The 16128-nt window shown below is 62.7% G+C and carries 11 protein-coding genes and 1 pseudogene; all 12 read left to right on the forward strand.

Translation table 11 applies throughout. The features are described from left to right. Nucleotides 1-356 precede the first annotated feature (356 nt). Complete coding sequence (locus FIV38_RS12965; RefSeq protein ID WP_092235420.1) at nucleotides 357-1796, forward strand: undecaprenyl-phosphate glucose phosphotransferase; 1440 nt, start codon at nucleotides 357-359, stop codon at nucleotides 1794-1796. Beyond that, nucleotides 1796-3259, forward strand: a complete 1464-nt coding sequence (locus FIV38_RS12970) for a mannose-1-phosphate guanylyltransferase/mannose-6-phosphate isomerase (RefSeq protein WP_092235417.1) — start codon at nucleotides 1796-1798, stop codon at nucleotides 3257-3259. The genes FIV38_RS12965 and FIV38_RS12970 overlap by 1 nt, the downstream gene beginning before the upstream one ends. Next, on the forward strand, nucleotides 3259-4170 hold the full coding sequence (locus tag FIV38_RS12975) for a glycosyltransferase family 2 protein (RefSeq protein WP_092235414.1): 912 nt from the start codon (nucleotides 3259-3261) through the stop codon (nucleotides 4168-4170). The genes FIV38_RS12970 and FIV38_RS12975 overlap by 1 nt, the downstream gene beginning before the upstream one ends. A 6-nt stretch (nucleotides 4171-4176) precedes the next feature. Then, nucleotides 4177-5010 carry a polysaccharide biosynthesis/export family protein gene (locus FIV38_RS12980; protein ID WP_092235411.1) on the forward strand — a complete coding sequence of 278 codons (834 nt, stop codon included), beginning with the start codon at nucleotides 4177-4179 and terminating at the stop codon, nucleotides 5008-5010. Nucleotides 5011-5086: 76 nt separating this feature from the next. After that, a complete protein-coding gene (locus tag FIV38_RS12985; RefSeq protein WP_092235408.1) occupies nucleotides 5087-7066 on the forward strand; it encodes a GumC family protein in 1980 nt (659 codons plus the stop codon). After that, nucleotides 7066-8247, forward strand: a complete 1182-nt coding sequence (locus FIV38_RS12990; RefSeq protein ID WP_092235405.1) for a glycosyltransferase — start codon at nucleotides 7066-7068, stop codon at nucleotides 8245-8247. The genes FIV38_RS12985 and FIV38_RS12990 overlap by 1 nt, the downstream gene beginning before the upstream one ends. Further along, on the forward strand, nucleotides 8244-9584 hold the full coding sequence (locus FIV38_RS12995) for a glycoside hydrolase 5 family protein (protein WP_092235402.1): 1341 nt from the start codon (nucleotides 8244-8246) through the stop codon (nucleotides 9582-9584). Before FIV38_RS12990 ends, FIV38_RS12995 begins: the two co-directional genes overlap by 4 nt. A 25-nt stretch (nucleotides 9585-9609) precedes the next feature. Next, a complete protein-coding gene (locus FIV38_RS13000; protein ID WP_092235399.1) occupies nucleotides 9610-10824 on the forward strand; it encodes a glycosyltransferase family 4 protein in 1215 nt (404 codons plus the stop codon). After that, entirely contained in the window at nucleotides 10815-11918 is a 1104-nt protein-coding gene (locus tag FIV38_RS13005) for a glycosyltransferase family 4 protein (protein WP_092235396.1), read from the forward strand. The genes FIV38_RS13000 and FIV38_RS13005 overlap by 10 nt, the downstream gene beginning before the upstream one ends. Beyond that, nucleotides 11918-13351 carry an O-antigen ligase family protein gene (locus tag FIV38_RS13010; RefSeq protein WP_092235393.1) on the forward strand — a complete coding sequence of 478 codons (1434 nt, stop codon included), beginning with the start codon at nucleotides 11918-11920 and terminating at the stop codon, nucleotides 13349-13351. The genes FIV38_RS13005 and FIV38_RS13010 overlap by 1 nt, the downstream gene beginning before the upstream one ends. After that, entirely contained in the window at nucleotides 13348-14169 is an 822-nt protein-coding gene (locus tag FIV38_RS13015; RefSeq protein WP_029293213.1) for an acyltransferase, read from the forward strand. The genes FIV38_RS13010 and FIV38_RS13015 overlap by 4 nt, the downstream gene beginning before the upstream one ends. Continuing rightward, nucleotides 14169-15572, forward strand: a pseudogene (locus FIV38_RS13020) (lipid II flippase MurJ); the annotation flags it as partial. The gene FIV38_RS13015 and the pseudogene FIV38_RS13020, both read left to right, overlap by 1 nt. Between the last annotated feature and the right edge of the window lie 556 nt (nucleotides 15573-16128).

The following is a 16128-nucleotide window of genomic DNA, read 5'->3' on the forward strand; positions in this document are numbered from 1 at the left end:
AAAAGGGATTTCCCTCCCCGCAGGAAAATTCCCGTTTTTGTTCCTACACTCCAAAAAGCCATCACTTATTCTCGATAAATCTGAGAACCCCCACAAAACATGTCAACAAACCGTCACAACAAGAGTATCTTATGAAGCTCGACGGCGAGAACCCTGATAAAAGTCAAAACCTTGACGAACCTATCAGAAGGAGCCATCATTTAGACATTATCGAGCAAAAATACCTGCGAGCAGACAGGTAATTGCGTTTTACCCAGCGAAAGCAGTCGTTCGCATTGCACCACTTATAAAGCAAACCTGCCTTATGGATGAGCATACGAACAGGGAAGTCCTGGTGGTGCATTGAGGGATGATTTATGCGTGACAAGTCGTCAGTCGACAGCCTGTTTCTGACTCGTACCGGCTTTGTTGAATTCTTCGTGGTTTTCGTCAAATTACTGCACGGCCTGACGGCGGTCCTGCCGGCGATGATCCTGTTGTTCTATCCGGATCCGGTGGACCCGCAAATGCGTAGCCACTACCTTGGCCTGCTGCTGTTCTTTGCGATTCTGACCATCATTCTGTTCCAGGCCCTGGGGGTGTACTCCGAGGATCTGTTCAGCAACCGCCTGCGTTTTCGCGTGATGTTGGTCGCCTGGATTTCCGCGTTTTGCATCCTGCTGTTCATGTACCAGATCCTGCTACTGTTCCCGCAGTTGAGCCCGCGCAACCTGATGTTCTGGTTCACCCTGAGCCTGATGTTGTTTGGCGTGGAACGCATCCTGATGCTGCGCCTGTATCGCAACCTGATGAAGAACGGCAAGTTCCTGCAACGCACGGTGATCCTCGGTTTTACCGACACCGCCGTGCATGTGGCCGAACACCTGTCGCGCAACAGTGATATCCGCTCCGGCCTGATCGGTTTTATCGACGACCGTACCGAGCGCATCCCCAAGGAATTGAGCAACCTGCCGCTGCTGGGCAACACCCGCGACCTGGAAAAGCTGATCAGGTCCGAACAGGTCAACCAGGTGATGATCACCCTGCCCTGGGCCGCCGAGCAGCGCATCAACGGGCTGGTCAAGCGCCTGCGGCAGATGTCGGTCAACGTCATGCTGGTGCCCGACATGGCTGCCCTGCGCTATGGCCACAACCGCATCACCGATGTCGGCGGCATCCTGATGTTCAACACCTCGCAACTGCCACTGCGCGGCTGGTCACCCTTTATCAAGCGCTGCGAAGACCTGTTGCTGGCCAGTGCCGGGCTGCTGCTGTTTTCCCCGATCATGCTGGTGACGGCCATCGCCATCAAGCTCGATTCCAAGGGCCCGGTGTTGTTTCGCCAGAAGCGTTTTGGCTACAACGACAACCTGATCCGGGTGTTCAAGTTCCGCTCGATGTACGTCGACCAGACTGACCGCAATGCCGAATGCCAGACCACCCGCCTCGACCCGCGCATCACCCGCGTCGGGCGGATTATCCGCAAGACCAGCATCGACGAGCTGCCCCAGCTGTTCAACGTGTTGCTGGGCAACATGTCGATGGTCGGCCCCCGCCCCCATGCCACTGCCACCAAAGCCGCCGGGATTCCTTTCGAGGAAGCCGTGAGCGAGTACAGCTCGCGCCACCGGGTCAAGCCAGGCATCACCGGCTGGGCGCAGATCAATGGCTACCGCGGTGAAACCGACACCCTGTTCAAAATTCAGAAACGGGTCGAGTACGACCTGGAATACATCGCCAAATGGTCGGTGTGGTTTGACCTGTACATCGTTTTCATGACGGTCCCGGCCGTCCTTTCCACCAAGGAAGTCTATTGATGAACACCCTCAACGGATTGATTCCCTGCATCATTTCCGGTGGCTCGGGCACGCGGCTGTGGCCGGTTTCGCGGCAGAACATGCCCAAACCGTTCATGCGTATGCGCGACGACCAGAGCCTGCTGCAGAAAACCTTCCTGCGCGCCAGCCACCTGCCGGGGGTCGACAGCGTGCTGACGGTAACCAACCGCGACCTGCTGTTTCGCACCCTCGACGATTACCGCGCGGTCAACACGGCCCAATTGGGCCTGGACCTGTTGCTCGAACCGTTTGGCCGCAATACCGCCGCCGCCATCGCGGTCGCGGCCTTGCATGTGCAAGAGTTTTTCGGCGGCGACGCACAGTTGCTGGTGATGCCGGCCGACCACCTGATCCTTGATGAAAGCGCCTTCGCCCAGGCCGTGGCCCAGGCCCGCGAATTGGCCGAAGCGGGTTACCTGGTGACCTTCGGCATCCAGCCCGACCGCCCCGAAACGGGCTTTGGCTATATCGAACAAGGTTCGGCCCTGGCACAGGGTTTTCGCGTCCAGCGTTTCGTCGAAAAACCCGACCTGGCCACCGCCCAAGGCTACCTGGACGGCGGCAAGCACCTGTGGAATGCCGGGATGTTCTGCTTCAAGGCCGCCACCGTGCTCGACGAGCTGGCGACCCACGCGCCAGCCGTGCTCGACGCCGCCAAAGCCGCGCTGGCGCACAGCACCAGCCTGCAGAACAGCAGTAGCCGCCAGCGCGAACTGAACCCGCAAGGCTTTGGCACCGCGCCAGACATTTCCATCGACGTGGCCCTGATGGAGAAATCCGCACAGGTCGCCGTGGTGCCCTGTGACATTGGCTGGAGCGATATCGGCTCCTGGGAAGCCGTGCGCCAGTTGACCGCCAGCGACGACAACGGCAACCAGATCAATGGCGAAGCGATCCTGCACGACGTGCACAACTGCTACATCGACTCGCCCAAGCGTGTGTTGGGGGCGGTCGGGGTCCGTGACCTGATCATCGTCGACACCCCCGACGCCCTGCTGATTGCCGACGCCAACCGCAGCCAGGACGTGCGCCATATCGTCGCCGAGCTCAAGCGCCAGAACCACCCGGCATTCAGCCTGCACCGCACCGTCACCCGGCCGTGGGGCACCTATACGGTGCTGGAGGAAAGCTCCCGTTTCAAAATCAAGCGCATCGTGGTCAAGCCCAAGGGCTCGCTGTCTTTGCAGATGCACCACCACCGCAGCGAACACTGGGTAGTGGTCAGCGGCGCCGCCATGATCACCAATGGTGAGCGCGAGATCCTGCTCAACATGAACGAGTCCACCTACATTCCCGCCGGGCACAAACACCGCCTGACCAACCCCGGCATCATCGATCTGGTAATGATCGAGGTGCAGAGCGGCGAATACCTGGGCGAAGACGACATTGTGCGCTTCGATGATATCTACGGCCGCGCGCCCGGCAGCGAGCCCCAGCCCTGATGCGTACCTCCCTGATCATTCCGACCCGTAACGCAGCCAGCCACCTCGACCGGCTGCTGCCGGCGCTGCGCATGCAAACCGTGCAACCCGACGAAATGCTGGTGGTCGACAGCGCATCGAGCGACGACACAGTGGCGCGCTTTCGCGAGTTCGGCGCCCGTGTCGAAGTGATCGACGCCCGCCACTTCAACCACGGCGGTACGCGGCGCTGGGCCAGCGAACAGGTGGGCGGCGACGCCCTGATCGTGATGACCCAGGACGCGATCCCGGCCGAACCCGAGACGTTCGCCAAGCTGCTCGAAGAGCTGCAACTGGACCCGCTCAATGGCGTTGCCTACGGCCGGCAACTGCCGCACCCCGGTGCCGGGGTGCTGGGTGCGCAGTCGCGGCACTTCAATTACCCGGCGCACAGCCGCAGCAAAAGCCTGGCCGATGCGCCGCAGTTGGGGATCAAGACGTGCTTTAGCTCCGACTCGTTTTCGGTGTACCGGCGCAGCGCCCTGCAGGCCGTGGGTGGATTCCCGGCCGATGTGATCGGCAGCGAGGACGCCTACGTCGCCGCGCGCATGCTACTGGCAGGCTGGAAGGTGCAGTACGCCGCCAGCGCCCGGGTCTATCACTCCCACGACTACCGACTCATGGATGAGTTTCACCGCTACTTCGACATTGGTGTGTTCTACGGCCGCGAGCCATGGATTCGCCAAGCGTTCGGCGACGCCGGCGGCGAAGGTAAACGCTATGTACTGGCCGAATTACGTGCCTTGCGCGAGGCCAACGCCTTGCACCGCGCCCCCGAAGTGGTGGTGCGCAGTGCCTTTAAATTGCTGGGCTATCGCCTCGGCCACCTTGAACGCTACTTGCCCAACTCGCTCAAGCAGCGCCTGGGCATGTTTTCCACCTACTGGACTTGAGCCGTCATGAAGACTACCAACCGACGTTCCCGTCTTACCCTGTTCAGCCTGTTGACTGCCTCGATCTGGCTGGCTGGTTGTTCGACCCCTGCGCGGGTGCCGCTTCCTGATAACAATACGCTCAAGGCCGGCCATCAAGCGGCGCTGACCTTGGCCGACCTGCCGCCCCCACAGGTGCTGATCCAGAGTGGCGACCTGTTGCGCATCGTGCGCGATGCGCAGGAGCCCGCGGCAGCCGACGACATGACGGTATTTGTCGTGCGTCCCGACGGGGTGATCTCAATGCCCAACATCGGTCGGATCAAGGCGGCATTGCGCACGCCTGAAGACCTGGGGAAGGAAATTACCGACAAGTACAAGCGCATCTACCGCGAGCCAGCAGTGACAGTGAACATCGCCAGTGCACCGAGCAATAAGGTGTTTATCGGTGGTGCGGTGCCTAACCCGGCGTTTTTTGACCTGGCGGGCAATGTCAGTGTGGAGCAGGCGTTGCTGAGTTCCGGGGGAGTTTTGCCGTCGGCTGACAGCTCCAACGTGGCGTTAATGCGCACCGGCCCTGATGGCAAGTACCGGACGTACTTCATCAGTCTGAACAGCATGTTGACCAACCCGAACCATCCCAGGGTTGCGCTGCAACGTGGCGATTTGATCTTTGTGCCGCAGTCGGGCATTGGCGCAACCGTGGAGGCGGTGGATATGTACTTCACCCGCCTGTTCCCGATCAACAAGGGTATTGGTATTGGCTTGAATTACGACCTCAACGACAGCGGCGTGAAGAACAGCGGGAATACGACCAACAACACCAGCATCGACAACGTCAACATCCCTGGGGTCCCTTAGCAATGGAACGCGTCTTTGAAACTTCGATGCCTGCACCCAAGCCCCATCTTCACCTCCCTATCAATGGAGTGATCCTGTGATCGAAATCCGCTCTCTACGCGACCTCTTGCGGCTGTTTTTCATCTTCCGCCGCGAATTCAAACTGGCCGTGATCACCACGATTGTGGTGGCCGTGTTGGGTGCCTTCCTGCTGCCGGCTCGCTACGAGTCCGACGCGCGCTTGCTGGTCAAGCCAGGGCGGGACAACACCACATTGCCGATCGAAGCCGCCAACCGCCAGACGCTGATTGCACCCAGCACCCAACACGATCCGATCGTGGATGAAGAGAAGATGCTCACCGGCCGGCCCATCGTGCATATCGTTGCCGAGCGCTACCTGGCGATGACGTCCGAGCCGCCACAGGGCTTCTGGAAAGTCACCAAGTTCTACGTCAAGAAAGCCGCGGGTGAAGTGCTCGATGCGGTGCGCAGCGTCCTGCAATTCGTGGGCCTGGCCGAGAAGCAAAGCCCGCTGGAACGCCTGGCGACCAAGCTGGAGAAGAACTTCGAAGCCGGTCACGAACCGGGCTCCTCGGTGATCGAGATTTCCTTCACCTGGGACGATCCGGTCATCGCGCAAAAGGTCGTCGAGACCTGGGTCGATGCCTACCTCGAAGAGCGGGCGCGGATTCTCGGGCGCAAGAGCCTGCATACCTTCTATGAAGCCGAGCGCACCAAGGTCGCCACCAACATCCAGGGGCTCAAGGATGAACTGCAGGGTCGCTTGAAGCAGATCGATTCGATCAGCGTGGACGCGCGTCTGAAAAACCTGACCAACCAGATCGACCGCGTCACCGACGCCAAGGTCACCGCACAAAACCAGATCGCGGGGATCCGCAGCTTCCTGGCCAACGCCAGCCAGCAGATCAAGAACCAGCCAGCGGAAGTGGTAACGGCCCGGGAAACCAGCCTCAACCCGACCCAGCTTGACCTCAAGCGCCAGCTCAACGCCCTGCAAGTGGAACGCGCACGCCTGCTGCGCACCTACCTGCCAGGTACGCCGCAGGTCAACCAGATCGAGCAGAACATCCGCGACATGGAAGCTCTCAGCGCCCAGGAAGCAACACGCCTGGAACGCTCGCAAAACACCGCGCCCAACAGCCTGGTGATCAACGTCAAGCAGCAGATCATCGACGCCCAGTTGCAGGAGCGCAAACTGGCCGGGGAAATCGAGAACTACGACAAGACCCTCGCCGAACTGCGCGCCCAGCGTGACCAGGCGATGACCGATGAACCCGAACTGAACAAGCTGACTCAGCAACTGCGCACCGCCGAGAAAAGCTACGCGCTGTACTCGGAAAACCTCGAACAGGCGCGCATCGACCACGAACTGGACAGCAGCCAGATCAGCAACATCGCCCTGATCGAACACGCCACCCTTAACCCGGCGCGCGTGTTTCCCAAGAGCCTGCTGATTCTGTTGTTCACCATTCCCGCCGGCCTGGCCGTCGGTTTGCTGACCATCTATGTGCTGTATCTGCTGGACCAGCGCATCCACGATGGTGCGCGCTTGCAGGAAGTGTTCGGTGTACCGCTGTGGAGCAGCATCCCCGATGTGCAACACGCCACGCCGGCAGCCCTCACCGCCAGCATCTATCGCCTGTACAGCCTGCTGCCCGCCGAGCGCATCGCCAGCGAGGGCTTTGCCCTGGGCCTGACCTCGGCACGGCATGGCGAAGGCGTAAGCTTTATCATCGAGCAACTCAAGCGTCTGCTGGAAGAACGCGGCCACCGGGTCTCGGTCAACGGCAGCGACGCCGCGAAGCCGGGTGAAGTGCTGCTGTTGGATGCGTCTGCCCTGTCGTCCAACCCGCAGGCATTCCTCACCCTGCGCCGCGCCGACCAGATCGTGCTGGTGATCGAAGCCCGCACCAGTACCGTGCCGACCATCGAGAACGCTCTGTCGTTGCTGACCACTGCGTTCGGCAAAGTCGACGGAATGATCCTCAACCGCCGCCGTTTTGAAGTGCCGGCCAATGTCCTGGCGCGGATCAACAGCTGGCGCGGTGCGGCCTGATGCGCATTGCGCTGCTGGCGCCACTGCCGCCGGAGCAGACCGGGATCGCCGACTACGCTGCGCATTTGCGCAGCGCGTTGCGCGAACAAGGCCTGGAGGTGCTGACGCCGCTGGAGGGTTGCCTGGACCTGGCGCAACAGCTGCAGCGCCTGCAAGCCTTTGACTGGCGCGGCGTGGACCTGGTGCATGCCGAGCTGGGCGGCGGGCGCTTTGCCGAGTTTCAGGCCCTGGACTACCTGCGCCGCACCCAACCGCAATTGCCGCTGACCGCCACCGTGCACGACCCGGAACGCCTGATCTGGCGCCGGGCCAAGCTGTTTTTCCCGCTGACCCTGCTCGAACGCCTGCCCCACCCGCTGCCCCAGGCGGCGGCGTTGCTGGCCGATCCATTGACCCTTTACGAAGAACGGCGCCTGGCCAAAAGCATGCGCCGCCTGATCACCCTCACCCGCCTGGGCGGCGACTGCCTGCGCCAGCGCATGGGCCTCAAACCCGAGCAAGTGGCGGTGATTGCCCACGGCAACCTGCCCATCGCCCCCGTGGCCTTGCCGCCGTTGCAACCGCTGCGCCTGCTGTACTTCGGCTTTATCTACCGGGGCAAGGGCATCGAAGACCTGCTACAGGCCCTGGCCCGCACCCTGGCCGCCCACCCGCAATGCCGTGGCCAGGTGCGCCTGACGCTGGCCGGTGGCACCGCGCCGGAAATGACCTTCGACCCGGCCGGCAACTACCTCGATGGCCTGCGCCAACTGATCGCCACCCTGCACCTGAGCGATGTGGTGGACTGGCAACTGGACCTGCCTTCGGCCGATATCCCGCACACGATCCAGGCGCACCATGTGATGGTGCTGCCTTACCGCGAATCGAAAAAACTCGGCTTCCTCGGCCAGATGCGCGGCACCAGCGGCGCGCTGTCCTGGGCCAATGCCTGCGGGCGCGGGGTGATTACCTCTAACGCCCGCGCCTTCGCCGAAGAAGTCGCCGGTGGCAATGGCATCACCTATCAACAGGGGGATATCGCCTCGTTGAGCGATGCCTTGAGCCGCCTGATCCTCGACCCGCAACAGGCCCGCCAGTGGGCCGACCACGCTGCCGATATCGGCCGGCAGCGCCAGTGGGCCAGCACCGCCCAACGCTTTGCCGAGTTGTTCCAGGCCGTAGTCAAGGAGCCTTTGCGATGAACACGTCCTCTACTCGCCCGATGTGGCGCTACTTGCCATTGGTCATTGCCCTGGCCGTGGGCGGCGCGCTGCTGCTCAGTGAAAAGGTCGACGCAGAGCCGGTCAACCTGGCGCCCCAGCGCACCGTGGTGTGGCGCGAGTTTTTGGGGGTGAACGCGCACTTTCTGTGGTTCAAGCCCGAGCAGTACCAGAAGCAGATCCGCCAATACCAGAAACTGGGATTGGACTGGGTGCGCGTCGACCTGCATTGGGACCGCCTGGAACCCAAGGAGGAAGACTATCAACTGAGCACCTTCGATGAACTGGACCGCACCCTGACCGCCGAGAAGATCCGCTCGGTGTTCTACCTGGTGGGCTCGGCGCCGTTCATCACCACCGCCCCCAGGGGCGCGGAATTCCAGGACCAGTACCGCCCACGGGATGCCAACGTGTACGCCCTGCGCCTGGCGCTGTTGGCCCAGCGCTACCCGAATATCAACGCCTGGCAGGTGTGGAACGAACAGAACCTGCCGAACAATTGGCGCCCGCAAGTGAATGCCGAGGAATACGCGCGCTTGCTGCTGGCCAGTCACCAGGCACTGAATATCGCCGCCCCGGACAAAATCCAGGTGATGGGCGGCATGGCCTACTACAGCCAGATGCCGCCGCGCGGCAAAACCCTGATGTTTGAAGCCCTCGGCAAAATGGGCGTACAAACCCTGGGCATGGTGGCGGCGTATCACCCGTATTCGATGACGCCGGAAACCGACGAACCAGGCAAGAACGAAGTCCTGCTGCGCGGCGACCAGCTCAATGCGGTGCTGCACGGTGCCGGGGTCAAGGATGTCTGGGCCACCGAGTGGGGCTGGTCCAGCTATAGCGGGCCCAAGGAAATGCAGGACCTGATCGGCGTCGACGGCCAGGCCGACTTCACCTTGCGCCGCCTGGCGTTGATGGCGTCCCAGGACTACCAGAAGATTTTCCTGTTTGCCCTGTCCGACCTGGATGAACGCGCCTCCGTGCGTGACCAGCACTACGGCCTGCTCGACCTCAACGGCGAACCCAAGCCGGTCTACAGCGCCCTCGCGCGCTTCCTCGAGATCACCGGGCCGACGCTCAAGCCGGGCGTCACCCCGGTGCTGGAAGACGTACCCAAGACTTTTTACAGCGTGGCCTGGACCCGCGAAGACGGCAAACACCTATTGATGTACTGGAGCGCTGAAGGCACCAGCATCACCTTGCCCAAGGTACAGCGCGCCGAGTTGCTGGACCCGCTGACCGGCGCCAGGCAGGCCCTTAACGATTACAACGGCATTCGCCCCGTGGTGAAACCGTCGTTGCAGATACTGGTGTGGTAGCACGCCCAGGCATGGAGAGCTGCACGTGAGAATCCTGTGGATTGTGCCCTATCTGCCGTGGCCGATGACCAGCGGCGGCAAGACCCGGCAGTACCATTTGCTGCGTACCTTGAGTGAGCGCGGGCACCGCATCACCTTGCTGGTGCAATCAAAGACGCCGGCCGACGCCGCCGTGCACGCCGCCCTCGAGCCCCTGCTCGAACGCTTGATCGTGGTACCACGCCGACCGCTGAAACACCCCATGACCCTGCTCGCCGGAGTGTTTGCGCCCTGGCCGTTGCTGACCACGGTCAACGGCCTGTCACCGGTGTTGCAGGCGCGCTTTGGCGAACTGCTGGACGAAACCTGGGATGTGATCCAGGTCGAGCACAGCTACAGCCTGCAACCGTACTTCAGTGTCCTGCACCAGCAATCGCGGGACTTCGTGCTCACCGAGCACAACCTGGAATCCAGCCTGGGCGGCGCCACCTATGACCGTTTCCCGAGGTGGGCCGGGCCGTTCGTGCGCTACGACCAGTGGCGCTGCCGGCAGTGGGAGCGCAAGGCGTTTGATGCGGCGTGCCATGTGGTGGCCGTGACCCAGGCCGACGCCCAGGCCATCGGCCAACTGACCGCCACCCCGGTGAGCGTGGTGGTCAACGGGGTCGACAGCCGTGCGTTCAGCACGGTCAGCGCCGATGCGCAGAGCCAGCGCCTGTTGTTTGTCGGCAACTACGAATACGCACCGAACCTCGATGCGGTGCAGTGGCTGCTCGACGAAATCTTCCCTAGGGTCTGGTTGCAGTGCCCCAGCGCCCGCCTGGCGGTAGCTGGCTTTGGCTTGCCCGAGCACTGGCGTGAGCGCTGGCCGGACGAACGTATTGAATGGCAGGGCTTTGTCCCCGACTTGACCGCCTTGCAACGCCGCTGCGCAGGTTTTGTCGCCGCCCTGCGCCATGGCGGCGGCTCCAAACTCAAAGTGCTGGAGGCAATGGCCGCCGGGCTGCCGCTGGTGAGCACCGCCCAGGGCGTGTCCGGGCTGGCGGTCGAGGCGCAAGCACACTATCTGCCTGGCGAAACCACCGAAGCCCTGGCCGACGCCATTGTGCGCCTGCTGGACGAGCCGGCGCTGGCCAGCCAACTGGCGGATGCCGCGCGGGACTACGCGCGCAACTATCACGACTGGGCGGTGGCCGGTAACGAACTGGAGCAGATCTACCGCACCTTGCCCACCCATCAGGAGCCCCAAGCATGCGCGTAGCCCTGGATTACCGCCCCGCCACGGTCGCGCCTTCGTCGGGCATCGCCCGTCAGGTCCTGGCCCTGGAGCAAGCCTTGCGCGCCCGGGACAACACTGAAGTGGTGCTGTTCAGCGAGGCGCCGCTGGATCATCCCCAGCGCGACACAGCGGTTTGCCCGCCCTGGGCCAGCCCGCTGGAAGGCCTGCAACGCCCCCAGGTACGGCTGCGCTTTGAACGCGGTTTTTTGCCCCGGGGGATCCACGAACAGCGGATCGAGTTGTACATCGCCACCGCCAATATGGGCTTGCCCTTGTGCCGCAAACCCGCCGGCACCCGCTATGTGCTGGTGCTGCACGACCTGTTCCAACTGACCCATCGCAACTTCCATCGCTCCCGGCTCAAGGCCGTGGCCTACCGCCTGATCGATGGCGCGTCGATTGCCTGGTCGGTGTGGCAGGCGGACCGGGTGTGGTGCCCGTCGCAGTTTTCGTGCGATGAAGCCGCGCGCCTGTTCCCCTGGGCGCGGGCCAAGTTCCGGGTGTTGCACAACTTGGTGCCGCAGTTCACCGAAGCCCCCGAGCCGCTGCCCGAGGGCTTGCCCGCGCGCTACTGGCTGGTGGTGGGCACCCGTGAGCCACGCAAGAACATGGCGTTCTTTCTTGCGCAATGGCAAGCCAGCCGCGCCAGGGACCCGAACGTGCCGGACCTGGTGCTGGTCGGCCACGCCAGCGATGTGCCGGCGCCCCTCGGCGACTTGCCCGGCCTGCATTGGCGCAACGGTCTGTCCGACGGCCAGTTGCAGGCGCTCTACCGGCATGCCGCGTACCTCTGGCAGCCTTCCTATGCCGAAGGATTTGGCCTGCCAGTGGTGGAAGCACTGAGTGTCGGCACGCCGGTGGCGGTGGCCCGTGGTTCGGCGCTGGATGAAGTGGCGCCCCCCACGGCGGCGCGCTTTGCGCCCGACGACGCCGGGCAACTGCAAACATTGATGGTGTCACTGGCAGCGCCCGGGACCAAGGCCGACCCCGAATTGCAACGCACGTGGGCCCGGCAATTTGCCGAACCGGCCTACCGCCTGCGCCTGGATAAACTGCTCAAGGAATTGAACCGCTAATGCTGCCAGGAAAACTCGTTAGTCTGCTCCTGGGCCTGATCTTCGGTGGCTTGCTGTTGGCACTGCCGCCGATGAAGGTCTTTATGATCGTGGTCGGACTGGGCGTGGCGCTGACCTTGATCCGCAAACCCCTGTGGGGGCTGCTGATCTTTGCCGTCTTGGCCACCAGTATTCCCTACACCACCTTGCAGTTGGGGATCCGCACCACCATCAGCGAAGCGGTGCTGGGCCTGACCTGGGCCGGGGTGTTCTGGCAATCGTTTATCGGCAAGACCCGTGGCTTCATGGTCTGGCGCCCCACGGAGCGGGCCTTGATGTGGCTGATGCTGTTCAGCACCATCCCGTTTATCTGGGGCATGATCATCATCCACGCCGAGGGCAATGGGCCGGTCAACTGGGTGCGCTGGCTGATGAACCTGTCGCTGCTGTTTATCGTGCCGCTGCTGCTGCGCACCGATGCCGACCGCGACAAAGTGGTGGTCGCCCTGCTGCTGGGCAACCTGGCGATGCTGTCGCTGTCGATCTTCATGTTCCTCAAGACGCGCAATGCGATGTCGATGATCGACATCCTCACCGACCTCAAATACGCCCACCCCGAGGCGGTGAAGGACATCTTCTCGGCCAACTACAAACGCATGGCCTCGCCCTGGGTCCACCCGAACCTGACCGGTGGCGTGCTGGTGCTGTTCATCCCTCTGGCGCTGTTTTACGGCTGGACCCGCACCGGCTGGCGCCGTGCCCTGGGCCTGGCGGTGGCGGTGCTCGGTTGCGCCGGCCTGCTGCTGAGTATCTCCCGGGGCGCGATTGTGGCCCTGGCGCTGATCCTGATCTGGCTGACCTACAAACGCGTGCCCCACAGCGGGCGAATTATCGGCATCGGCGTCGCCTTTGTGATCGCCCTGGTGATGTTCTATCCGCCGTTGCAGGACCGTTTGATGACGATGTTCTCGACCACCAACGCCAGTACCGAGATCCGCTTCGATGAGTACGCCGGGTTCCCCGATGTCATGGCCAAGTACCCGCTGGGCATCGGCTTCAAGATCGACCCACCGGTGCCGGGCAGTAACCTGCTGGGGATTTCCAACCTGTGGCTGAACTTCATCTACAAGATCGGCATTCCCGGGATGCTGTTGTTTATCGCCGTCACCGTGTTGTGGTGGCGTGAGGTTCGGCCGCTGGGCTCGGTGCGTAAAGTCACCGCCGATAACGCACTGTGGCTGGGCTGTGTGTGCGGTGTACTGGCGGCGCTGCTGACCGGGATCTTCGACCACTACTTCAGCTTCACCTTTGTATTGATCGCGCTGTTCTGGCTGTTGATGGGCATCAGCCTGCAACAGGTGCGCCTGAACCCGACCGTGACCGCTTCTGCTCCTGTTTCTGTTTCTGTTTCTGTTTCTGTTTCTGTTTCTGTGCCAAAGGATAGCCAACCATGAAACATCGCACTATTCACTCCCCCGACCTGCGTGACCGCCTGCCCGCCTTGGCCAGCGAACTCGGTGTGAGCCTGGAAGACTTGCAAGATGGCTTGGCCTGGTGCCTGGCCAACGAGGTGGTTTTTGAAGAAGGCGAAGGCAGCAACAAACTCTTCTGGATGACCTCTTTCGACGTGGAGCCGACCATTGGACATCCGGTGGCACGCCGCTTGTTCCATCGCATGAAACAGGATATCCCGGCGCAGTTCCTGCCGATCTATGGCAAGAACTGGGCAACCCTCAAGGACCGCTGGCGCAGCGCCTGGGACATGGCCTACAACATCCTGATCAACAAGATCCCCAGCCACCACATCCGTATCGGCTGGCTGCGCCTGGGCGGCGCGAAGATCGGCAAGGGCTCCAGCCTGTGGCGCAACACCGAGGTGTTGGGCATCCACAACCTCAGAGTGGGCGACGACACCGTGATCGGCTGGCATTGCCAGGTGGATGCGCGCTCTGGCCTGGTGATCGGCAACCATGTGGCGATTGCCTCCCATGTGCTGATCATCGCCGGCAGCCATGACTTGCAGGCGCCGGAGTTCTGGTCGATTTCCGGGGCGATTTACATCGACGACTACGTGTGGATCGGCAGCCGGGCACTGATCGGTTTCGGCACCCATCTGTGCGAAGGCTCGGTGGTGACCGCCAATACCGTGGTGGCCAAAACCGTCGCGCCGTACAAAATTGTCGGCGGCACCGGTGCCAAAGTCATGGGCGAACGCGTTCGCGGGCTGAACTACAAGGTGGGTGGCAAGGGCCTGTTCACCCTGTTGCACTGATGTTTGGCAGCACCCTGTGGCTGACCCTGGCGACCCTCGCCGGGCTGGTGGCCGGCTTTGCCCGGGAATGGCTGCTGGTCGCGGCCTGGGGTGCGGGCAGCCGCAGCGATGGGTTCCTGGTGGCGGTGTTTCTGCCCGAAGCGCTACGCATGACCCTGGCTGCCGGCTTGCTCGCAGCGGCTGCCCTGCCCCTCTATCAACAACGTGATGGGCAACGCCAGCAAGCCTGGTTGGCCAGCCTCTCGCCGCGCCTGCTCGGCGTGGGCCTGGGTCTGTTCGCCCTGCTGGCACTGGGCGCGCCATTGTGGGTACGGCTGATCGGCCCGGGGCTGGATGCCGGCGCCCACGACCAGGCCGCGGCCAACCTGCGCTGGTTGGCCGCCTGTGCGCCGGGGTTGGTGATGCATGGCCTGTTCAGTATTCCGTTGCAGGCGCGCCAGCGCTTTGTGCTGCCGGGGCTGGGTTCGTTACTGTTCAACCTGCCGCCGGTGCTGTACCTGTTTATCCAGGGCACGGCCAGCGACAGCGAGGAACTGGCGCTGTGTTTTTTTGCCGGCAGCGTGTTGATGTGCCTGCCGCTGCTGGCACCGGTCTGGTCGTTCGGCTGGCGCCCCTGGCAGGTCAAGGGCGATGCCCAGGCCGGCCGCGAGCTGCTGGGACGTATCGGTCCGCTGTTGGCAAGCAATGTCGCCAGCCAGGGCCTGGCCTTGCTCGAACGGCTGATCGCCAGCTACCTGGGCGAAGGCGCGGTGACCTGGGTCAACCTGGCGCGCAAACTGATCAACCTGCCGTTGATTGCGCTGATGAGCCTCAACCAGGTGCTGCTGGGACTGATGAGCGGCGAACAGGGCCAACAACGCCTGGCCTTGCTGCGCCGTGGCCTGGATGCCGCGACCCTATTGAGCCTGCCGGCCGCCCTCGGCCTGATTGGCGCGAGCCCCGTGCTGATTCACCTGCTGATGCCGGCGCAAAGCGCCGACGGCCCGCTGCCCGCCCTGCTCGCCTGGTTCGCCACGCCCCTGGTGTTCGGCGCCTGGAACGCCATGCTCGCCCGCTATGCCTACGCCAGCGGCGATACGCGCCTGCCGCTCAAGTGCGAACTGCTGGGCAGCCTGGTCAATGCCGGCCTGCTGGTAGTGCTGCCGTACTTTTTCGGCCTGCCGGGCATCGCCTTGGCGGCATTGGGTGGTGTGATCGTCACCAACCTGCTGCTGATGCAACGCCAACACCTGCTCGGGCAACTGGGCTGGCCATTGCAGTGGGGGCTGAGTGTGGTGTTGCTGGGAGCAGCGGCGCTGGTCCTGCACCCAATGCACAGCGATGGCTGGCAACTGGGCTTGAGCACCCTGGCAGGCGCCGGAGTGCTGCTGGGGTTGGGGCTGTGGCTCAAGCCGTGGAAGGCGCGAGCTGCGCATAGCAAAAAGGCAACGCGCGGAGCTGCTGCCTGTGATGGCGGTGGATCAGCCAATAGATTCGGTGGCTGATACGCCGCTATCGCGAGCAAGCTCGCTCCTACAGGGGATATTTGTCGGGGGCAGTATTTTGTGCCGCAGCACCAATCAAAGGTGGGAGCTGGCTTGCCTGCGATGGCGGTGTGTCAGCCGACAAAAACAGTGCCTGAACTACTGCTATCGCGGGCAAGCCCGCTCCTACAGGGGATATTTGTCGGGGGCAGTATTTTGTGCCGCAGCACCAATCAAAGGTGGGAGCTGGCTTGCCTGCGATGGCGGTGTGTCGGCCGACAGTAACAGTGCCTGAACTACCGATATCGCGAGCAAGCTCGCTCCTACAGGGGATATTTGTCGGGTGCAGTATTTTGTGCCGCAGCACCAATCAAAGGTGGGAGCTGGCTTGCCTGCGATGGCGGTGTGTCAGTCGACAGTAACAGCGCCTGAACTACTGCTATCGCGGGCAAGCCCGCTCCTACAGGGGATATTTGTCGGGGGCAGTATTTTGTGC

Source organism: Pseudomonas proteolytica, from assembly GCF_007858275.1.
GTDB classification, from domain to species: Bacteria; Pseudomonadota; Gammaproteobacteria; order Pseudomonadales; family Pseudomonadaceae; genus Aquipseudomonas; species Aquipseudomonas proteolytica.